Below are 19670 nucleotides of genomic sequence, written 5' to 3' on the forward strand. Positions count from 1 at the left end.
AATGGGAGAGCGGCGTATGTACGAGGTCCTGGTGGTCGGCTCGGCCAATGCGGATCTGACGGTCCGGGTGGAGCGGCGCCCCGGCGCGGGCGAGACCGTGCTCGGCACGGACCTCGTCGAGTCGGCCGGCGGCAAGGGAGCCAACCAGGCGGCGGCAGCCGCCCGGCTCGGCGGGCGCACGGCCCTGCTGGCCCGGATCGGCGGCGACGCGTTCGGCGAACTGCTGCTCGGCGCCCAGCGTGACGCGGGCACCGACGTCGCGTCGGTCATCGTCGACCCGGCAGCCCGCACCGGCACCGCGATGATCATCGTCGACCCGGACGGCGACAACAGCATCGTCGTCTCGCCCGGCGCCAACGCCGCCCTCACCCCGGACGACGTGGCCGCCGCGGCGGACGTCATCGCCGCGTCCGCGGTCGTCTCCCTCCAGCTGGAGATCCCGATGGAGTCGGTGCGCGCCGCCGCCGAGGCCGCCCAGGCCGCCGGCACCCGTGTCGTGCTCAACCCCTCCCCGGCCCCGGACGACCTGGCACCCGAACTCCTCGCGGCGGCCGACCCACTGGTGGTCAACGAACACGAGGCCCGCTCGCTGTCCGGGCTCGCCGACGGCGCGCCGGCACAGTGGGCGAAGGCGCTCCGCGAGAAGGGCGCCCGCTCGGTGGTCATCACCCTCGGGGGTGACGGGGCGCTGGTGCTCGACGCCTCCGAGGTGACCGAGGTCCCGGGCGTACGGGTCACGCCGGTGGACACCACCGGCGCGGGCGACGCCTTCACCGGCGCCCTGGCCACCCGCCTGGCCCGCGGCGACGCGCTCCCCGACGCGGCCCGCTACGCGGTGCGGGTCGGCGCCGCCGCGGTCACCAGGCCGGGCGCGCAGCCGTCCTACCCGACGCCGGCGGAACTCGAGGCGTTCCCCGGAGCCTGAGGCAGCAGCGCCGCCGCCACCGCCACCTCCGTGCCGGCCAGGCCGACCGAGGAGAACAAGGTGATGTCGTCGGCGCCGCCGCGGCCCCGGGCGGCGCCCGCCAGCACCGCCCCCAGCCCGGCCACCGGCGCCGGGCCCAGCAGATGATCGGTGCCGTAACTCCCGCACTGCGCGGGGGAGTCGGTGACGATGACCGAAGCCCGCGCGGCCAGCTCCACCGGGAGCTCGTAGCGGGTGGTGGTCTTGGGGCCCAAGGTGCTCACATGCGTGCCCGGGGCGACGGCGTCGGCCTCCAGCACCGGTGTCGGGCTGTCGGTCGCCACGATCACCACCTCACGGCCCGTCACCGCCTCCCGCGCCGAGCCCGCCACCCGCACGGCGAGCCCCAGCCGGGACCGGGCCCGCTCCGCGAACCGCTCCGCCCGGCCGGTCCGCCGCCCGAACACCGCCACCTCCGCGGGCCGGTGCGTCCGGCTGCCCGACAGCGCCCACAGCTGCGCCCACGCCTGCGGCCCCGTCCCGATCACCGCGAACCGCTCCGCACCGGGACGGGCCAGCGTCTCCACCGCCACCGCACCGATCGCCCCGGTCCGCCGCGGCCCCAGCTCCTGCCCGTGCACCACCGCGGCCAGCTCCCCGCTCGCGCTGTCCCACACCGCGACCAGCTGCGCGCCGCCGCGCTCCCCGGTGCCGTACGCCCGGAAGCCGTGCAGCCCGCGTCCGCCACCGCCCCCGGACAGCGCGCCGACCGTGAACACCAGCTCCCCGTCGCCGAGCCCGGCCCGCACCCGGGGCGGCGCGGCCAGCCGCCCCGCGTGGTGGTCGAGCAGCGCCTGCCGCACCGCCGCCAGGGCGCGCGCCGGGTCCAGCCGGTCCCGGACCTCCGCATCACCCAGCAGTACCGGCGGCGTCACCGCCCCAGCTCCTTGGGCCCGTACAGGGCGTGGTCCGCACCGGTGGCCAGCGCCCAGTAGCGGTCGCCGTAGGACCAGTGCCACCACTCGGTGGGGTAGTTGACCAGGCCCGCGGCGCCGAGCGCGGCGCCCAGCACCCGCCGGTTCTCCCGGGCGGCGGGCGTCAGACCGGCCGCGCCGGTGTAGCACGCGCCGTCGCTCTCCTCCGGGGAGGCGTTGATGGGTGTCCCCATGTCGACATACCCCCCGTCCGAGGTGACGAGGGTCAGATCCACCGCGCCGCCCGCGCTGTGGGGCGCGATGTCCGGCGGGGACACGTACCGGCCGGCGGCCTGGTGAACGCGCGCGGCGTCCCAGTCGGGGCGGGCGGCCCGCAGCTCCGCCGCGTACTCCTCGAAGTAGCGTCGCTGCAGCCCCGGCGGACGGTAGCCCTCCACGAACTCCAGCCGCAGCCCGGCCGGCAGCGCCTCCTGCGCCTCCAACAGCCGCCGCAGCACGCCCTGGCGCAGATACGCGAAGGCGCCCCGCTCGTCGCGCCGTCCCCCGGCCACCAGGAGCGCCGGCGTCGCGGCGCGCACGTCCACCAGAGGGTCACCGCACTCCCTGACCCCGATCGCGGCGATCTCCGGATCCCCCATCAACGTGATCCGGTCCCGCACATCGGCCAGCACCAGTTCCGCACCACCGTCGGCCGCACCCGCACCCGCACCCGCACCCGCACCGGCTGCCGCCACCCGCTCCCCACTGGGCAGCCAGGCACCACTGAGCCCGCACGCCGGACCCGGGCTCCCGACGCCCGTCCCGTTGGCCAGCAGCACCTGCAGCCCGTTCTCCCGCGCCAGATCCGCATACCGCGCCACCCGCTCCGCCGTACCGTGGAACGAACTGGCCAGATACACCCCGCAGTTGTCCGCCACGGCCCGCGCCGCGACGTCCGGAAAATTGTTGTCGTTGCAGGTGGCGAGCGCGAACCGCACCCCGCCCAGCACGAACCGGCCGTCTGCGGTCCCCGGCGCGAACACCTCGTTCTCCGGCCCGAACAGATGCCGCTTGTCATAGCGGGTGACCAGCGCCCCGTCGGGCCCGTAGACGAACGAGGCGATGGTGGGCGTGCCCCCGCCGGCCGTCCGCCCGGGCGCGTTCACCACCGCCGCGACCCCGGACGTCCGGCAGGCGTCCCGGACGGGCGCCAACCGGGCATCGTCCGGAGTGACGGCCAACTTCTCCGGATCGCCGGCTATCGCCGTCAGGTCGTAGTGCGTCAGGGCCAGTTCGGCGAAGAGCACGAGCCCGGCACCGCGCCCGGCGGCCTCGGTGACGAGCGCGGCCATCCGCGCGGCGTTGGTCTCGATGTCGCCCGGTACGGACGCGAACTGTGCGGCAGCGATGATCATTCGGCCATGATGCCCCGGGTTTGCGGGATCTGCGCCCACCGGCGGAGTCGCTACCGATACTGGAGCCGACCACAAGTCGATCACCCGTACGGGGGAAGTGCGTTGAGCTCGGACACCGGTACCACCTCCCATGCCGACAAGCCCAGGGAAGCCGACCCACCCGGGGGAAGAACCGACCCGCCGGGCGAATCCGGCCGGCCCGGACATCAGGAGGCGACCACCCGTGACGCCCCCGCCACCACGGACCCCCCACCGCGCCGCCGGCTCCGGCACGACCTCTCCCTCTCCGCGGTGCTGGCCGGATTCGTCGCCGTGGTCGTCTCCTACTCCGGCCCCCTGGTCATCGTGCTCGCCGCCGCGTCCGCCGGGCACCTCGACGCGGCACAGACCACCTCCTGGATCTGGGCCATCTCCCTCGGCAGCGGCCTGACCTGCCTGGCCCTCAGCCTGCGCACCCGGACTCCGGTCATCACCGCCTGGTCGACACCGGGCGCCGCGCTCCTGGTCACCAGCCTCGGTGCCTACTCCTACCCCGAGGCCGTCGGAGCGTTCCTGGTCACCGGCGTGGTGATCACGCTCGTCGGACTGACCGGCGTCTTCGGACGGCTGATGCGGCAGATACCCCCGGCCGTGGTCTCGGCCATGCTCGCCGGCATCCTCTTCACCTTCGGCACCGGCGTGTTCACCTCTCTCCGCAGCGCACCGCTGATCGCCGGGTCCGTCCTGCTCGCCTACCTCCTGGGCAAGCGGTGGCTGCCCCGCTACGCCGTGCTCCTCGCCCTCGTCGCGGGCGTGACCTGCGCCGCCGCCACCGCACGCCTGCACGTCCACCTGGACCACATCGAGCTCGCCCGGCCGCACCTCACCACCCCGGACTTCTCCCTCGCCTCCCTCATCGGCATCGCCGTCCCGCTGACCCTGGCGACGCTCGCCTCGCAGAACGCCCCGGGCATCGCTGTTCTCACCGCCTCCGGCTACCGCCCGGACGACCGCCTGCTGATCGGCTCGACCGGCCTGGTCTCCACCGCACTCGCCCCCTTCGGCTCCCACGCCGTCAACCTCGCCGCCATCACCGCCGCCATCTGCACCGGCCCCGAGGCACACCGCGACCCCGGACGCCGATACGTCGCCGGCGTCGCGTCCGGAGCGTTCTACCTCCTCATCGGGGCCTTCGGCTCGACCCTCGTCGCCCTCTTCGCGGGCCTGCCCAAGGAACTCGTCGCCGCGCTGGCCGGGGTCGCCCTGCTCGGCGCGCTGGCCGGCGGTCTGACCGGCGCCGTCAAGGAGGAGAAGGACCGCGAGGCCGCCCTGATCACCTTCCTGGCCACCGCCTCCGGGGTCACCCTCCTCGGCATCGGATCGGCCTTCTGGGGACTGGTCTTCGGCGTCGTCGCGCACCTGGCACTACGACGGCGGAGTGCGGCCGGAGGCGACCGGTAGGGTCTGCGTCGTCGTCGGACCGGGCGGCATCCGTGAGACCGAGGGGGATCTCCGTGGCCACCCCGCCACCTCCGCAGGGCCCGTACCCTCCCACCCCGCCACAGGGCACCCCGTACGGGCCCCCGCAGGGCGCATACGGGGCGTACGGGCCCTCGCAGGGCGCGCCCCCGTATGCGCCGCAGTACCCCGCCACCCCGTACGCGCAGCCGCACGCCCCGAGCCACGCCGCGCACGCCTGCCAGATCTGCGGAGCGCTGCCCGCCGTGCAGGCCACCGTGCGCGGACATCAGGGCATGATCGTCCTGATGCGGTTCCTGAGCCGCCGAGGCATGTTCTGCCGGTCCTGCGGACTGGCCACCTACCGTGAGATGTCCGCGAAGACCCTGTGGCAGGGCTGGTGGGGACCACTGTCCGTGGTCATCACGCCGATCACCCTGCTCGCCAACCTCGGGCCGCGCGCACGCTTCCGCACACTGCCCGCCCCCACCGGCGGCTTTCGCCCCGCCCTCGATCCGGGCAAACCTCTGCTGCGCCGGCCCGAGGCCCTGATCTGCCTGGTGCCGGCGGCGCTCGTGGCGCTCGCGCTGGTGGCGATACCCGTACTGGCGGTCATCGGGATCATCGTCGGCCCGTCGAAGGACGACACCCCCACCGGCATCGAAAAGCGGCCGACCCTCGAAATCGGCAACTGCGTACGCAACGAAGGCGACTGGCAGGATCAGGACCTGCGGGTCGTGGACTGCGGGTCGGCCGACGCCGAATACCAGGTCACCCGCAGGCTGGAGAAACCGAAGTCGACGTGCGCCGACGGCGAGTTCTACGCCGATCTCTCCTACGGCCCCGGCGGGACGACCACGTCCTGCCTCAAGCCCCGCCGGTAGCGCCGCCCGCCGCGGTCGCCCGCGCCGGGTGGGCGGTGGATCAGCCCGAACCACCCTTGAGCAGCGCCACGAAGTCCCGGAACGCCGCCGACATGTCCACGTCCTCCGGATCCAGCAACCACTGCAACTGCAACCCGTCCATCACCGCCACCAGCAGCGGCGCCGCCCGTTCCGGCGTCAGCCCGCCGGGCAGCGCGTCCCCGAACTCGGCACGCAGCACGCTCGCCACCGCCTCCCGCACGGCACGGAACCGGGACTCGAAGAAGGACCGGGCCGGATGGTCCTCGGTGACGCTGTCGGCGGACAGGACCGTATAGGTCTGGACGACGCCGGGGCGGGTGGCGTTGTAGTCGACGAGCTGGGCGAGGGCGTCGGTGCGCCAGGAGCCCGAGGCCACCGCCGCCGAAGAGGCCAGGTCCCAGCGGTCGCGGGCCTCCAGCACGGCGACCAGCAGGAGTTCCTTGGTGGGGAAGTGGTGCAGCAGCCCCTGCTGGGTGAGCCCGGCACGCTCGGCCACCGCGGCGAGCGACGTCCGGCGGTAGCCCCGTTCGGAGATGAGCTCCATGGCGGCCTCCAGGATCGCCTCGCGCCGCTCCGCGCGCTGCGCCTGCCGCCCGCCGCCGCGGCGCCCACCCTGATCTCGTGCAGTCACCGGCAGAGGGTAACCCCCTCCGAACAGACTCCACAGGCGGGTAACGGAATTATTACGTCACCTACCGTCCACCCGGCGAAGAGGTAAGGATTCGGCCAGGGCCTCACGTCCACCCAGGGAGCGCTGCATGACCGATCCGTACGACTGCACCGCGGCAGTGGAAAGGGCGCTGGCCGCCCTCGACCTCGACACCAAAGCCCGGCTGCTGTGCGGCCAGGACATGTGGACGCTGCCGGCTGTACCGGAGATCGGCCTGAAGTCGCTGGTGATGTCGGACGGCCCGATCGGCGTACGCGGGCGCCACTGGAGCGCCGAGGACCCTTCCGTCGCCCTCCCCGGGCCCACCGCGCTCGCCGCCACCTGGGACCCCGAACTCGCCCGCCGGACCGGCCGCCTCCTCGCCCAGGAAGCCCGCCGCAAGGGCGTCCATGTCCTCCTCGCGCCGACGGTCAACCTGCACCGCTCACCCCTGGGCGGCCGCCACTTCGAGTGCTACTCGGAGGACCCGCTGCTCACCGGCGCCATCGGCGCCGGGTATGTGCGCGGTGTTCAGGACGGCGGCGTCGGAACGACGGTCAAGCACTTCGTCGGCAACGACGCCGAGACCGAGCGGTTCACCGTCGACAACCGCATCGCCACCCGCCCGCTGCGCGAGCTCTACCTCGCGCCCTTCGCGTACATCGTCGAAACCGCCCGCCCCTGGGGCATCATGACCGCCTACAACCAGGTCAACGGCTCGACAATGACCGAACACCGCCATCTGGTGCAGGACGTCCTGCGCGGCGAGTGGGGCTTCGACGGCTGCAACGTCTCCGACTGGACAGCGGCCCGCCACACCGCACGTGCACTGCGCGGCGGTCTGGACGTGGCGATGCCCGGCCCCCGTGCGGTGTACGGCGCACCGCTCGCCGAGGCGGTCCGCGCGGGTGAGGTGACCGAGGCGGAGGTGGACGACGCCGTGCGCCGGGTGCTGCGGCTGGCCGCCCGGACCGGATGCCTCCAGGGGGCACCGCCCGCCGTCGCCCCGCGTGACGTCCCGCGCGGGATCGACGGCCGGGAACTGGCCCGCGAGCTCGCCCGACGGGCTTTCGTCCTGTTGCGCAACGAACCCGTGGCCCTCGCGCGGGAGGGGACGACGGACGTCGGGGAGGTGGAGGCGACGGGCGCCGCGCGGGAGGAAATGGCGCACGGCACGGTCCCACGGGCGCGGCCCGCGCTCCCGCTCGACGCCGCCAGGATCCGCAGCGTCGCCGTCATCGGCGCGGCCGCCCGTGACGCCCGCGTCCTCGGCGGCGGCTCCGCCACCGTCTTCCCGGAGCACATCGTCTCCCCGCTGGAGGGGCTGCGCGCCGCGCTGCCCGACGACGTCGAGGTCACCTTCGCCCTCGGCGCCGACCCCCGCACCCGGGTCCCGCAGGCCCGCGAGGGCTTCACGCTGCGCGCCCGCTACCTCGCGGCGGACGGCCGACTCCTTGCCGAAACACCACAGTTCGACGGCAAGGTGTACGCCATCGGCAGTTTCCCCGAGGGCGTCACCCCGCGAAACCTCCATGCCGTCGAACTGACCGGCGCTTTCACCCCGCAGGTCACCGGCGCCCACACCCTCGCCGTCTCCGGCGCCGGCTCCCTCCGGCTGACGGTCGACGGCACAGCCGTCTTCGACGCGGACTGCGCGCCGGCCGGCAGCGACCCCTTCGAGGGCTTCCTGAACCCCGTGGAGCGGCGGGTGACCGTACCCCTGACGGCCGGTGAAACGCTGGCGGTGACCTTGCGCTATGTCCCGCTGAGCAGCGGCCTGGACGACATCGCCGCCCTGAACCTCACCCTCGGCCACAGAGAACCGCAGCTCGACCCCGACGCCGAGATCGAGGAGGCGGTCCGCGTGGCGGCCGCCGCCGATGTCGCCGTCGTCGTCGTCGCCACCACGGACGAGGTCGAGTCCGAAGGGTTCGACCGCAGCGACCTGAAGCTCCCCGGCCGCCAGGACGAGCTGGTCACCCGGGCCGCCGCGGCCAACCCGCACACCGTCGTGGTCGTCAACTGCGGCTCCCCGGTGGAACTGCCCTGGCGCGAACAGGTTCCGGCCGTGCTCCTGACCTGGTTCCCCGGCCAGGAAGCCGGCGCCGCACTCGCCGACGTCCTCCTCGGCGCGCACGAACCCGGCGGCCGCCTCCCCACCACCTGGCCGGCCCGCCTGGCGGACGCCCCGGTCACCGACGTCACCCCCGTGAACGGCCAACTTTCGTACACAGAAGGCGTGTTCATCGGCTATCGGGCATGGCAGCGACGTTCCGCCGACTCCCCCCTGGCCCCCACCCCCACCCCCACCCCCACCGCACCCGCGACCTCCGCCCCAACCCTCACCCCGGCCCCGAGCCCACCCCAGGCCCTCAGCCCGACCCCCGCCCCGAGCCCAACCCCAATCCCGAGCCCAACCCCAATCCCGAGCCCAACTCCAATCCCGAGCCCAACCCCAACCCCAATCCCAACCCCGGCCCCCAATCCGAGTCCAGCCCCCGCCTACGCCTTCGGGCACGGCCTCGGGTACACCGACTGGGAGTACGAGTCGCTGGACACCACCCCGGACTCGGTACGTGTCCGCGTCCGCAACGCCGGGCAGCGCGCCGGCCGTGAGGTCGTCCAGATCTACCTCGCCCCCAAGGACGCCGACGACGTGGCCGCAGACGCCCCCGAGCGCCCGGCCCGCTGGCTGGTCGGTTTCGCCGCCGTCGAGGCCGGTCCCGGTGAGAGCGTGGAGGCCGAGATCCCGCTGCCGGGCCGGGCCTTCGAGATCTGGGACGAGGAGACGGGCGGCTGGCGTCGCATCCCCGGCGACTACCTGGTGGAGGCCGCCCACAGCATCGCCGACCGCCGGCTGACGGCAGAGGTCACCGCCTGACGCACGCCGCCGCGCCGCACCCGCCGGACGGTTCCACTCGGCCTGCGCTCCGTCACATCACGGCTGCGTGCGGCTGCGGGGCCGCGACGCCGCCCGCGCCGGGGGAGCGCCGCCGCGCGGGTCGGGCCCGGGCCGCGCGGGCCGCCTCAGGAGGCGGCCGGCACCACCGACACGTCCCCACCGCTCGTCCGCGCGGATATCTTGTGCGCCGAACCGTCATCGGTGGGGACCGAGACCGTGCGGGTGCCGCCACTGGTCGAGGCGTCCACCGCGTACGAACCCTTCGGCAGGCGGACGACGACATCGCCGCCGCTGGTCTGCCCCGACACCTCGTCGGGTGCCGTGGTCAGGCCGATGTCCACGTTTCCGCCGCTGGTCTTCACGTTCGCCCGGTGCACGGCGGAGTCCGCGACGGTGATGTCGCCGCCACTGGTCTGTGCGGTGATCGCGCCGGAGGTCCCGCGCACCGTGATGTCCCCGCCGCTGGTGTGCAGGTCGACCGACGGGCCGCGCGGCAGCAGCACCCGATAGGAGACCTCGCAGTGCCGGCCGGAACCCGTGCAGTCCTCGGCCTCGAGCGTGAGCCGGCCGTTCCTGACGGCATGTGAGGGGGTCGGCTTCGCGTCGTTGTACCGGTACTTCTCCGTGACCTTGGCCGTCCCGCCCGCCGCCACCGGCACGATGTCGATGTCCCCGCCGTGCGTCGTCGCCGACACCGCCGTGACCTTGCCGTCGACCGCGTAGGTGCGCTGCGCCGTCTTCGTGGGGCCGAACGTGAGCGAGCAGGCGGACAGCGACCCGCTCACGGCCAGCACGGCGCCGAGCAGAACGAGTGGAAGGGCACGGGTGCGGGCCATGACGAAAATCCCCCTGGACGGTTCGATCGAATCTCTCGGAACCGATCCTGCCGCCGCGCCCGCTCGCGCGCGTCACCGTGCGGGATGAGACAACGACCCAGTGCCCCTAAGGGGTTGCGGTCCGGAGGTCGGAGTGAGCCCTGCGCGGAGCTGCCACCGGGCTCAAGGGTCCGCCGGAGTGGCCGTCGGCCGCCCTCGCCGGAGCCGTCAGGCGCGGGACTCCTCGCGTGTGATGGTCCGGAAAGCCAGCTCCGCCAGCTCCTGCTGCCCCCGCAGGCCCGGGTGGAACCAGTCCCAGGTGCTCAACTGGCGCCCTGTGAAGCGGTAGTCGAAGACCGCTCGGTCGAATCGGCACAGCGCGTCCGCACGGCACACCTGCGCCAGCGCCCGGTTGTAGGCCATCACCCGGTGCCGCACCTTCTTGCGCCGCTTCTCCGCCCGCAGCGTCAGATCGTCCGGATTGCGCAGCATCGATCCGCAGATCCCCAGCTTCCACACCTGCTTGCCGAGCTGGTTCTTGCGCCCTTCCGACCACAGCCGCAGCAGGTCCGGCACCGCGGCCACATACACCTGGGTGTGCGGCAGCGCGCGCCGCAGCTGCTTCAACGACCGCTCGAAGCCGGCGCGGAAGCTGCGGGTGGGCGTCATCGTCCGCACATCGCTGCGACAGGCGTCGTTGGCGCCGATCAGGACCGTGACCAGGTCGGGCCTGCGGCGCGTGGCCGCCGTGATCTGGTCGGGCAGCTCGCTCATCAGGGCGCCGGTCCTGGCGTAGTTCCAGCTGTGCGTGGCGGGGTTCTTCACCAGCCGCCTGGCCAGGCTGTCCACCTTGGGGTTGCTGCCCGTGGCCCAGGAGACCTCGGGGCAGTCGGAGAGCACGGTGCAGGCGTCGAAGCCGACGGTGATGGAGTCACCGAGGGCCGCGATGGAGGCGGGGTCGGTGTGCCAGACGGGCCCCGCCTTCGTGGCCGGGGGCTCGGTGCTGGGAGCGGGGTGCCGTCCCGCGGAGTCCCCGCCGCATCCGGCGAGCGCGATCATCAGGGCGGCGGCGACGGCCGCCGTACGGGAGGCGAGGCCGGCGGATCGGTGGCGCCGAGGGGGAACGGGCCGATCGATCTGCGTCATCCCCTGTCCCCTCAGGCGTGCGAGTGATATCTCTTCGGGTACCGACGGTACGTCACCCCTCGCCCCGCGCCGCACGGTAGCTTTGCCCCGTGCCTGCCGGGCGGTGACGCAAAGCGGCAAGTGCAGCCGGCACAGATAAATTACATCACGTCATTTCCTGTCCCATTTGCGGCAAATTACGGCTAATGGTGTTTACTGTAGGTCACCTCGCATGCTGGTGCCGAAGTGATCACTGGGGCAGAATGTCAGCTGTCCCGGCCGCAACCGGAACGGGCACGAGGCCGCTGGGGAAGGCGAACCTGGAACCGCACTGGAGGTCCCGGTGACGACACGTGGCGTTCTGTACGTCCACTCCGCTCCGCGCGCGCTGTGCCCGCACGTCGAATGGGCGGTGGCGGGCGTCCTCGGTGTGCGCGTCAATCTCGACTGGATCCGTCAGCCGGCGTCCCCGGGCACCTGGAGAGCCGAGTTCTCCTGGCAGGGCCAGGCCGGTACGGCGTCCAAGCTGGCCTCCGCGCTGCGCGGCTGGCATCTGCTGCGCTTCGAGGTCACCGCGGAGCCCTGTGCCACCGCCGAGGGCGAGCGCTACAGCGCCACCCCCGACCTGGGCATCTTCCACGCCGTCACGGGCATCCATGGCGACATCCTCATCCCCGAGGACCGGCTGCGCGCCGCGGTCGCCCGATCGGCCCGCGGCGAGACCGAGCTCGCCGCCGAGGTGTCCAAACTGCTCGGCAAGCCCTGGGACGACGAACTGGAGCCGTTCCGGTACGCGGGCGAGGGCGCCCCGGTCCGCTGGCTCCATCAGGTCGTCTGAGCGACTTCCGGGTGCCGGGCCGGACGGCGCCCGACCCGGAGCGCGCCGAAGGGCCTAGCGTTCCGGTATGACTGACACCATCTCAGTAGCGGTGCTCGGCACCGGAATCATGGGCGCCGCGATGGCCCGCAACCTCGCCCGCGCCGGACTGGACGTCCACGCCTGGAACCGCACCCGCGCCAGGGCCGAGCCGCTGGCCGCCGACGGGATTCGCGTCACCCGGACCCCGGCCGAGGCGGTGGACGGCGCCGACGTGGTCCTCACGATGCTTCTCGACGGGCCCGCCGTCCTCGACGCCCTGGAGCAGGCTGCCCCGAAGCTGGCGGCCGGTACCCTCTGGCTCCAGATGAGCACCGTGGGCACCGAAGCCTTCACGTCGCTCGCCGCCTTCGCCCGCGAACACCGGCTGCACCTCGTCGACGCCCCCGTCGTGGGCACCAAGGCGCCCGCCGAGAAGGGCGAGTTGATGATCCTGGCGGCCGGGCCGCCGGACCTGCGGGAGCGGGCCGGCCAGGTCTTCGACATCGTCGGACGCCGCACGAGGTGGGTCGGCGACGACGCCGGAAGCGGGGCCGCCAGCCGCCTCAAACTCGTCGTCAACGCCTGGGTGCTGACCCTGATCAACGGTGCGGGTGAAGCGCTGGCGCTGGCCGAGGGCCTCGGCGTGGACCCGGGCGACTTCCTGGGCGCGGTCGAGGGCGGGCCGCTGGACGTGCCGTATCTGCAGATGAAGGCGGAGCTGATTCGCACCGGCGACTACTCGCCGAGCTTCACGGTCTCCGCGGGGCGCAAGGACGCCCTGCTCATCCTCAATGCCGCCGGCGAAGCGGGCGTGCGGGCCGATCTGGCCGAGGCCGCCGCCGAGCGGTTCCGCAGGGCGGAGGAGCAGGGCCACGGCGACGAGGACGGCGCCGCGGCGTACTTCGCGAGCTTCGGCGGCTGAGCGCCGCGTCGGCGCACGACGAGGGCCCGCCCGGTGCGTACACCGGGCGGGCCCTCAGCGCGTGCCGCGGTCCGCGGACCGCCGGTCTCAGACCGTACGGAACGCCAGGACGACGTTGTGGCCGCCGAAGCCGAACGAGTCGTTCAGCGCGGCGATCCGGCCCTCGGCGGGCAGCTTGCGGGCTTCGTTCTGGACGATGTCGCCATCCGCGTCGGGGTCGAGGTTCTCGACGTTGATCGTCGGCGGTGCCACCCGGTGGTACAGCGCCAGGATCGAGGCCACCGTCTCGACACCGCCCGCGCCGCCCAGGAGGTGACCGGTCATCGACTTCGTGGCCGAGACGGCCATGTGGTCGAAGTCGTCACCGAAGACCTTGCGCAGCGCCTTCAGCTCGGCCAGGTCGCCCTGCGGGGTCGAGGTGGCGTGCGCGTTGATGTGCACGATCTCGGCCGGGTCGAGGTCGTTGGAGTCGATGAGGTTCTGCAGCGCGTGCGCGATGCCGTTGCCGGACGGCTCGGGCTGCACGATGTCGTGGCTGTCGGCGGAGATGCCCTGGCCGACGGCCTCGGCGTAGACCTTGGCGCCGCGCTTGGCGGCGTGCTCGGCCGACTCCAGGACGATCACGCCGGCACCCTCGCCCATGACGAAGCCGTTGCGCCCGGCGTCATAGGGGCGGGAGGCGCCCTGCGGGTCGTCGTTGGACTTCGACATCGCCATCATGTTGCCGAACGCGACGATCGGCAGCGGGTGGATCGCCGCCTCCGTACCGCCCGCGACGACGATGTCGGCACGGCCCGTACGGATCATCTCGATGGCATAGCCGATCGCCTCGGAGCCGGACGCGCAGGCGCTGACCGGGGTGTGCACGCCCGCCCGGGCGTTCACGTCCAGGCCGACGTTGGCGGACGGGCCGTTGGGCATCAGCATCGGCACGGTGTGCGGGGAGACGCGGCGGACGCCCTTCTCCTTGAGCACGTCGTACTGGCCGAGCAGGGTCGTCACACCGCCGATGCCGGAGGCGATGACGGTGCCGAGCCGGTCGGGATCGACGGAGGAGTCCTCGCCGGCCTTCGCGGTGAAACCGGCGTCGGCCCAGGCCTCGCGGGCCGCGATCAGCGCGAGCTGCGCCGAGCGGTCCAGCTTGCGGGCCTGCGCCCGGGGGAGGACGTCACCCGGGTCGACGGCGGCCTGCGCGGCGATCCGGACCGGCAGGTCGGCGGCCCAGTCCTGCTCGAGGGTGCTGACACCGGACCGGCCGGCGAGCATGGCTTCCCACGTCGAAGCGCTGTCGCCACCCAGCGGTGTGGTTGCGCCGATACCGGTGACGACCACGGTGCGATTGGTCGCATTCACGGGAATTCTTACTCCACGGGTAGAGGGGTCTGAATCGACGGCGCCACCGCCAGGTGGCGACATGCGCGAGAGCTGGATCAGCTCTGGTGCTTGAGGATGTAGTCGGTCGCGTCGCCGACGGTCTTGAGGTTCTTGACGTCGTCGTCCGGGATCTTCACGTCGAAGCGCTCTTCGGCGGCGACGACGACCTCGACCATGGACAGCGAGTCGACGTCAAGGTCGTCGGTGAAGGACTTCTCCAGCTGGACGTCCTCGGTGGGGATCCCGGCGATCTCGTTCACGATCTCGGCGAGACCGGCAACGATCTCTTCCTGAGTGGCGGCCATGATGGCGCTCCTTCGGTCAATTGGGGGAAACTGCGTATTTTACGGTGAAGCGTTGAAGCTCTGGCACAGCGACCGGCACCGAAGAAATCGGGCGGCGCTGCGCAGATCTTGCCTAGGGGAGGGTAACGACCGTCGCGGCGTACACGAGACCCGCCCCGAAGCCGATGACCAGTGCGGTGTCCCCGCTCTTGGCCTGCCCGGTCGCCAGCAGCCGCTCCATGGCGAGCGGAATCGAGGCGGCCGAGGTGTTGCCGGTGGTCTCCACATCGCGGGCGACCGTCACGCTCTCCGGCAGCTTCAGAGTCTTCACCATCGAGTCGATGATCCGCATATTGGCCTGGTGCGGAATGAAGACGTCCAGGTCGTCCGGGCTGACTCCGGCCGCGTCCAGCGCCTGCTGGGCGACCTTCGCCATCTCGAACACCGCCCACCGGAAGACCGCTTGGCCCTCCTGCGTGATGGCGGGGTACCGGATGGCCTCGGGAGCGGTGCGCTCCTCGGGGCCGTCGCCGCCGGGCACCGGAGTGGTTCGGTACGCGTCCCAGGCGAGAGTCTGTTTGATGGTCTCGGCCTTGTCACCCTCCGAGCCCCACACCGTCGGGCCGATCGCGGGCTCCTTGGCGGGACCGACGATCACCGCGCCCGCGCCGTCACCGAAGAGGAAGGCCGTCGCGCGGTCCTCCAGGTCGGTCAGGTCCGAGAGCCGCTCGACGCCGATGACCAGGACGTACTCCGCCGAGCCGTCCGTCACCATGCCCTTGGCCAGGGTCAGGCCGTAACCGAAGCCCGCGCAGCCCGCCGAGATGTCGAAGGCGGCCGGCTTGCCGGCGCCGATGCGGTGGGCGATCTCCGTCGCGATCGCCGGGGTCTGCTTGAAGTGCGAGACGGTCGAGACGACCACGGCGCCGATCTGCTGCGGCGTCAGCCCCGCGTCGGCGATCGCCTTGCCGGCGGCCTCCACCGACATCATCGCGACGGTCTCGTCCGGGCCCGCCCAGTGGCGGGTGGCGATGCCCGAACGCGAGCGGATCCACTCGTCCGACGAGTCGATGTGCTTGAGGATCTCGTCGTTCGGCACCACACGGGTCGGGCGGTAGCCGCCGACGCCCATGATCCGCGCGTACGGGGCACCCTTGGTGGGCTTGATCTTCGCGGTCATGCTTCTGGGGCTCCTTGTTCGGCCGAGGGAGAAGCGTGCTCGGCGATCAGCGTGCGGGCCGCGTCGAGGTCCTCAGGGGTCTTGAGCGCGAGGGTCGCCACACCGGGCAGCGCGCGCTTGGCCAGCCCGACCAGCGTGCCGCCGGGGGTCGCCTCGATGAGCGCGGTGACACCGAGCTCCTTGAACGTCTCCATGCACCGGTCCCAGCGCACCGGATTGGCCACCTGGCCCACCAGCCGCTGCACCAGGTCCTGGCCGGAAGTGACCACCTGGCCGTCCCTGTTGGAGACGTAACGGGTGTGCGGGTCGGCCACCGGCAGCTCGGTGACCGCGGCTTCCAGGACCGACACGGCGGGCGACATGTGGTGAGTATGGAACGCCCCGGCCACCTTCAGGGGCACGACCCGTCGGGTGCCCTCCGGCTTGTTCTCGGTCAGCGCGGTGATCTGCTCGGCGGTGCCCGCGGCGACGACCTGCCCGGCGCCGTTCACATTCGCCGCGGTCAGGCCCAGCTGCTCCAGATGCGGCAGCACCACGGCCTCGTCGCCGCCCAGAAGCGCCGCCATGCCGGTCTCGGTGACGGCGGCGGCCTCGGCCATCGCCTGCCCGCGGCGCCGCACCAGCTTCATCGCGGCGCCTTCGGTGAGCGTGCCGGCGAGCGCGGCCGCGGCCAGCTCACCGACGCTGTGGCCGGCGACGGCGCCGACCTGGCGGGAGAGGTCCTCGCCGGTCGCAAAGAGCTGCCGGGCCGAGATCAGGGAGGCCGCCACCAGCAGCGGCTGCGCCACCGCGGTGTCGCGGATCTCGTCCGCGTCGGCCTTCGTGCCGTAGTGGATCAGATCCAGATCGATGGCGTCGGACCACTCACGGAGCCGGTCTTCGACACCGGGGAGGTCGAGCCAGGGGGTCAGGAAGCCGGGCGTCTGAGCGCCTTGGCCGGGAGCGACGAGTACGAGCACCCTCACACTCTCTCTTGTGGGCGGTCCCGCCCGCCCGTGGGGACAGGGACGAAGAACCATCGGGGGAATTGTTGGTGTCGGACAAAAGTCTAGAGCTGCGCCTCACCGTCAGCCAGACGCCCCAGAATCAACGCGACACGCAGGGTGAAGGCCGAGCGCACATCGGACGGCGACCACCCGGTGACGTCTGTCACACGTCGCAGCCGATAGCGCACGGTGTTGGGGTGTACGAACAACATCCGCGCCGCGCCCTCCAGGCTGCTCGCCTGTTCCAGATAGACGCTGAGCGTCTCCAGCAGCGCCGATCCCGCTTCCTCCAGCGGTCTGTAGATCTCCTCCACCAGCTGGTCTCGCGCGACCGGGTCGGAGGCCATCGCGCGCTCCGGCAGCAGATCGTCCGCGAGGACCGGCCGCGGGGCGTCCGGCCAGGCCGCGCACGCCCGCAGCCCGGCGGCCGCGGCCTGCGCGGACCGGGTCGCCGCCAGCAGGTCCGAGACCACCGGCCCGGCCACCACCGGCCCGGCCGCATACGGCCCGATCAGCGCCTTCGCCGCCTTGACCGGATTGTCGGAGCCGCCCGCGATCACCACCAGCCGCGTCCCCAGCACCCCCGTCAGCACCTGGAGCTTGGCGTGCCGGGCCGCCCGCCGGATCGCCTCGACCGTCAGCTCGCTGTCCCCGTCGGGCGCCGTACCGAGCACCACGCACACATGCTCGGGGGAGTTCCACCCCAGGGCCGCGGCCCGGGACAGGGCCCCCTCGTCCGCTTCCCCGGAGAGCACCGCGTTGACCACCAATGACTCCAGGCGGGCATCCCATGCACCGCGCGCCTCGGCGGCCTGTGCGTAGACCTGGGCGGTGGCGAACGCGATCTCCCGCGCGTAGACGAGCAGCGCCTCGCGCAGCACGGACTCGTCGCCGGGCGCCGCGACCTCGTCGATCGCGGACTCCATGACCTCGATCGTCGTGCGGACCATCTCCACGGTCTGCCGCAGCGTGATCGCCCGGGTCAGCTCGCGCGGCGCCGTCCCGAAGACGTCGGTGCTGATCGCCTGTGGGGTCTCCGGGTGCCGGAACCACTCCGTGAACGCGGCGATACCGGCCTGCGCCACCAGGCCGATCCAGGAGCGGTTCTCCGGTGGCATCGCGCGGTACCACGGCAGCGTGGCATCCATGCGGGCGATGGCCGCGGCCGCCAGTTTGCCGGACGACTTCTCCAGGCGGCGGAGAGTCGCGGAGTGCGGGTGCGCGTCGCGCGATGCGGGTTCAGACACGGGGACAAGCCTGCACTATCGGGATGAGGAGCTGACGCGGCGGGGCTACGGTGACGCCATGATCGAGGTGCGCAGGGCAGACGAACGCTATCGGGGCGGCGACCCGGAGGTCGGGATCGAGACATTGCATGCGTTCTCCTTCGGCCCGCACTTCGACCCGGAAAATCTCCGCTTCGGGTCGCTGATCGCCTGCAACGACGAGCGGCTGGTGCCCGGTGCCGGCTTCGACGAGCATCCGCACAGCGACACCGAGATCGTGACCTGGGTCGTCGAGGGCGAGCTGACCCACCGCGACTCGGCCGGTCACGAGACCACCGTACGGCCGGGCGACCTCCAGCGGCTCAGCTCCGCGGGCGGGGTCCGGCACATCGAGCGCAACGACGGCCCGGCGCCGCTGCGCTTCGTCCAGATGTGGCTGGCCCCCGTCTCCTTCGGCGGCGAGCCGGCGTACGAGGTGGTGCGCGGCATCGCCGACGGCACCCCGTACGCCCTTCCCCGGGCCGGCGCCATGCTGCATCTGCGCCGCCTCGCCGCGGACGAACGCACCGCCGTCCCGGATGCCGCACGGGCCTACGTCCATGTCGTACGGGGAGCCGTGCAGATCGACGGCCGGCGGCTGGCGGCCGGGGACGCGGCGCGGATCACCCACGGCCAGGGCGTGGAACTGCGGGGTCTGACGGCCGCGGAGTGCCTGGTGTGGGAGATGCGGGCGGAGCCCGGCCCGGACTACGGCTGACCCGGCCCGGCTGCTCCGCGGAGTTCGGCCAGCACCGCGTCGGTCAGCGGCGGCCAGGCCTCGACCGCCCAGGGGCCGAAGGCCCGGTCGGTCAGTGCGATACAGGCCGCCCGTGCCTCCGGGTCCACCCACAGGAACGTGCCCGACTGCCCGAAGTGCCCGAAGGTGCGGGGCGAGGAGGTGGAGCCGGTCCAGTGCGGTGCCTTGCCGTCCCGGATCTCGAAGCCCAGCCCCCAGTCGTTGGGCTTCTGGTGGCCGTAGGCCGGCAGCACACCCGTCACACCGGGGAAGACCACCGACGTGGCCTCGGTCAGGGTCTGCGATGCGAGCAGCCGCGGGGCCTGGAGCTCCGCCGCGAAGCGGATCAGGTCGGCGACCGTCGAGACGCCGTCCTTGGCGGGGGAGCCGGTCGGCTCGGTCGCCGTCATGCCGAGCGGTTCCAGCACCGCCTCGCGGACGTAACGGGGGAAGGGGATGTCGGTCGCCCGGGCGATGTGGTCACCCAGCGTCTCGAAGCCGGCGTTGGAATACAGCCGGCGGGTGCCCGGCTCGGCCATCGTGCGCTGCTCGTCGAAGGCCAGCCCCGAGGTGTGCGCGAGCAGATGGCGGACGGTCGATCCCTCCGGGCCGGCCGGTTCGTCCAGCTCGACGGCGCCCTCCTCGACGGCCAGCAGCGCGGCGTACGCGGCGATCAGCTTGGTGACGGACGCCAGCGGGAACCGGTGCTCCAGCGGCCCGTAGGAGCCGGCGACCGTGCCGTCGGCGCGTACGACGGCGGCCGCAGCGGTGGGCACCGGCCAGTTCTCTATCATCCGCAGGCTCTGCATGGCCCGAGCCTACGGCGTGCCCTCGCGGCCTCAAATTCCGGTCAAGTCCGGCGACGATCCGTGCTTGCTTGGAGTGCACTCAAGGTCTCTAGCGTTGGGGATGTCGAGGGGCGCCGACGCGCGAGGCGTCGCCGGGGCCGCTCCACAGGGACACGAACCGGACGGTGACCTCACCGTCCGGAGAAACGG

The 19670-nt window shown here is 72.7% G+C and carries 18 protein-coding genes; 7 read left to right on the plus strand and 11 right to left on the minus strand.

Annotation, left to right across the window (positions count from 1 at the left end; all coding sequences use genetic code 11):
• Positions 1 to 16: 16 nt before the first annotated feature.
• Positions 17 to 925, plus strand: coding sequence for a ribokinase (rbsK, locus tag ACGFML_RS11970; RefSeq protein WP_393542756.1), 909 nt, complete (start codon positions 17 to 19; stop codon positions 923 to 925).
• Here rbsK and ACGFML_RS11975 read toward each other — a convergent pair.
• Together ACGFML_RS11975 and ACGFML_RS11980 are read right to left on the minus strand one after the other, a co-directional pair.
• Entirely contained in the window at positions 883 to 1839 is a 957-nt protein-coding gene (locus ACGFML_RS11975; protein ID WP_393542574.1) for an ornithine cyclodeaminase family protein, read from the minus strand. The two genes, rbsK and ACGFML_RS11975, sit on opposite strands and share 43 nt — an antisense overlap.
• Entirely contained in the window at positions 1836 to 3233 is a 1398-nt protein-coding gene (locus tag ACGFML_RS11980; RefSeq protein ID WP_393542576.1) for a nitrilase-related carbon-nitrogen hydrolase, read from the minus strand. Before ACGFML_RS11980 ends, ACGFML_RS11975 begins: the two co-directional genes overlap by 4 nt.
• Positions 3234 to 3335: 102 nt before the next feature.
• On the opposite strand from ACGFML_RS11980, the gene ACGFML_RS11985 reads away from it, so the two are divergent.
• Both ACGFML_RS11985 and ACGFML_RS11990 read left to right on the plus strand, forming a co-directional pair.
• Positions 3336 to 4673 (plus strand): benzoate/H(+) symporter BenE family transporter, encoded by a 1338-nt coding sequence (locus tag ACGFML_RS11985; protein WP_393542578.1) that lies wholly within the window; start codon positions 3336 to 3338, stop codon positions 4671 to 4673.
• A 53-nt stretch (positions 4674 to 4726) separates the two neighbouring features.
• Positions 4727 to 5554 carry a hypothetical protein gene (locus tag ACGFML_RS11990; protein ID WP_393542580.1) on the plus strand — a complete coding sequence of 276 codons (828 nt, stop codon included), beginning with the start codon at positions 4727 to 4729 and terminating at the stop codon, positions 5552 to 5554.
• A gap of 40 nt (positions 5555 to 5594) precedes the next feature.
• On the opposite strand, the gene ACGFML_RS11995 is transcribed toward ACGFML_RS11990, so the two are convergent.
• Positions 5595 to 6206 carry a TetR/AcrR family transcriptional regulator gene (locus ACGFML_RS11995; protein ID WP_393542581.1) on the minus strand — a complete coding sequence of 204 codons (612 nt, stop codon included), beginning with the start codon at positions 6204 to 6206 and terminating at the stop codon, positions 5595 to 5597.
• Between the two features lie 127 nt (positions 6207 to 6333).
• On the opposite strand from ACGFML_RS11995, the gene ACGFML_RS12000 reads away from it, so the two are divergent.
• Complete coding sequence (locus tag ACGFML_RS12000) at positions 6334 to 9105, plus strand: glycoside hydrolase family 3 protein (RefSeq protein WP_393542583.1); 2772 nt, start codon at positions 6334 to 6336, stop codon at positions 9103 to 9105.
• Between the two features lie 146 nt (positions 9106 to 9251).
• Here ACGFML_RS12000 and ACGFML_RS12005 read toward each other — a convergent pair whose 3' ends face one another.
• Together ACGFML_RS12005 and ACGFML_RS12010 are read right to left on the minus strand one after the other, a co-directional pair.
• Positions 9252 to 9962, minus strand: coding sequence for a DUF4097 family beta strand repeat-containing protein (locus ACGFML_RS12005; protein WP_393542585.1), 711 nt, complete (start codon positions 9960 to 9962; stop codon positions 9252 to 9254).
• A gap of 207 nt (positions 9963 to 10169) precedes the next feature.
• Positions 10170 to 11087 (minus strand): SGNH/GDSL hydrolase family protein, encoded by a 918-nt coding sequence (locus ACGFML_RS12010; RefSeq protein WP_393542587.1) that lies wholly within the window; start codon positions 11085 to 11087, stop codon positions 10170 to 10172.
• 322 nt (positions 11088 to 11409) lie between these two features.
• Between ACGFML_RS12010 and ACGFML_RS12015 the strand changes: the two genes are divergently transcribed.
• Positions 11410 to 11904 carry a DUF3145 domain-containing protein gene (locus ACGFML_RS12015; protein WP_393542589.1) on the plus strand — a complete coding sequence of 165 codons (495 nt, stop codon included), beginning with the start codon at positions 11410 to 11412 and terminating at the stop codon, positions 11902 to 11904.
• A 67-nt stretch (positions 11905 to 11971) separates the two neighbouring features.
• On the plus strand, positions 11972 to 12847 hold the full coding sequence (locus tag ACGFML_RS12020; protein ID WP_393542590.1) for an NAD(P)-dependent oxidoreductase: 876 nt from the start codon (positions 11972 to 11974) through the stop codon (positions 12845 to 12847).
• 87 nt (positions 12848 to 12934) lie between these two features.
• On the opposite strand, the gene ACGFML_RS12025 is transcribed toward ACGFML_RS12020, so the two are convergent.
• From ACGFML_RS12025 to ACGFML_RS12045, 5 genes are all read right to left on the minus strand, one after another.
• Positions 12935 to 14200, minus strand: coding sequence for a beta-ketoacyl-[acyl-carrier-protein] synthase family protein (locus ACGFML_RS12025; RefSeq protein ID WP_393542592.1), 1266 nt, complete (start codon positions 14198 to 14200; stop codon positions 12935 to 12937).
• 77 nt (positions 14201 to 14277) lie between these two features.
• Complete coding sequence (locus ACGFML_RS12030; protein ID WP_393542594.1) at positions 14278 to 14526, minus strand: acyl carrier protein; 249 nt, start codon at positions 14524 to 14526, stop codon at positions 14278 to 14280.
• Positions 14527 to 14638: 112 nt separating this feature from the next.
• Positions 14639 to 15685 (minus strand): ketoacyl-ACP synthase III, encoded by a 1047-nt coding sequence (locus tag ACGFML_RS12035; RefSeq protein WP_393542595.1) that lies wholly within the window; start codon positions 15683 to 15685, stop codon positions 14639 to 14641.
• Positions 15682 to 16644 (minus strand): ACP S-malonyltransferase, encoded by a 963-nt coding sequence (locus ACGFML_RS12040; RefSeq protein WP_393542596.1) that lies wholly within the window; start codon positions 16642 to 16644, stop codon positions 15682 to 15684. The genes ACGFML_RS12035 and ACGFML_RS12040 overlap by 4 nt, the downstream gene beginning before the upstream one ends.
• An 89-nt stretch (positions 16645 to 16733) precedes the next feature.
• Positions 16734 to 17918, minus strand: coding sequence for a PucR family transcriptional regulator (locus ACGFML_RS12045; RefSeq protein WP_393542598.1), 1185 nt, complete (start codon positions 17916 to 17918; stop codon positions 16734 to 16736).
• A 58-nt stretch (positions 17919 to 17976) separates the two neighbouring features.
• Between ACGFML_RS12045 and ACGFML_RS12050 the strand changes: the two genes are divergently transcribed.
• Positions 17977 to 18654: a pirin family protein gene (locus ACGFML_RS12050; RefSeq protein WP_393542600.1), complete on the plus strand. Its 678-nt coding sequence runs from the start codon at positions 17977 to 17979 to the stop codon at positions 18652 to 18654.
• Here the strand turns inward: ACGFML_RS12050 and ACGFML_RS12055 are convergent.
• On the minus strand, positions 18645 to 19481 hold the full coding sequence (locus tag ACGFML_RS12055) for a serine hydrolase domain-containing protein (protein ID WP_393542602.1): 837 nt from the start codon (positions 19479 to 19481) through the stop codon (positions 18645 to 18647). The genes ACGFML_RS12050 and ACGFML_RS12055 overlap by 10 nt on opposite strands.
• Positions 19482 to 19670 lie beyond the last annotated feature (189 nt).

The sequence above is a fragment of the Streptomyces sp. NPDC048650 genome (genome assembly GCF_043199095.1).
Taxonomy (GTDB): domain Bacteria; phylum Actinomycetota; class Actinomycetes; order Streptomycetales; family Streptomycetaceae; genus Streptomyces.

Bases quoted from the DNA above. Each gene is read 5' to 3' on its own strand.
- rbsK (WP_393542756.1), top strand. From the start codon at position 17: ATGTACGAGGTCCTGGTGGTCGGCTCGGCCAATGCGGATCTGACGGTC.
- ACGFML_RS11980 (WP_393542576.1), bottom strand. From the start codon at position 3,233: ATGATCATCGCTGCCGCACAGTTCGCGTCCGTACCGGGCGACATCGAG.
- ACGFML_RS12000 (WP_393542583.1), top strand. From the start codon at position 6,334: ATGACCGATCCGTACGACTGCACCGCGGCAGTGGAAAGGGCGCTGGCC.
- ACGFML_RS12005 (WP_393542585.1), bottom strand. From the start codon at position 9,962: ATGGCCCGCACCCGTGCCCTTCCACTCGTTCTGCTCGGCGCCGTGCTG.
- ACGFML_RS12010 (WP_393542587.1), bottom strand. From the start codon at position 11,087: ATGACGCAGATCGATCGGCCCGTTCCCCCTCGGCGCCACCGATCCGCC.
- ACGFML_RS12020 (WP_393542590.1), top strand. From the start codon at position 11,972: ATGACTGACACCATCTCAGTAGCGGTGCTCGGCACCGGAATCATGGGC.
- ACGFML_RS12030 (WP_393542594.1), bottom strand. From the start codon at position 14,526: ATGGCCGCCACTCAGGAAGAGATCGTTGCCGGTCTCGCCGAGATCGTG.
- ACGFML_RS12035 (WP_393542595.1), bottom strand. From the start codon at position 15,685: ATGACCGCGAAGATCAAGCCCACCAAGGGTGCCCCGTACGCGCGGATC.
- ACGFML_RS12050 (WP_393542600.1), top strand. From the start codon at position 17,977: ATGATCGAGGTGCGCAGGGCAGACGAACGCTATCGGGGCGGCGACCCG.
- ACGFML_RS12055 (WP_393542602.1), bottom strand. From the start codon at position 19,481: ATGCAGAGCCTGCGGATGATAGAGAACTGGCCGGTGCCCACCGCTGCG.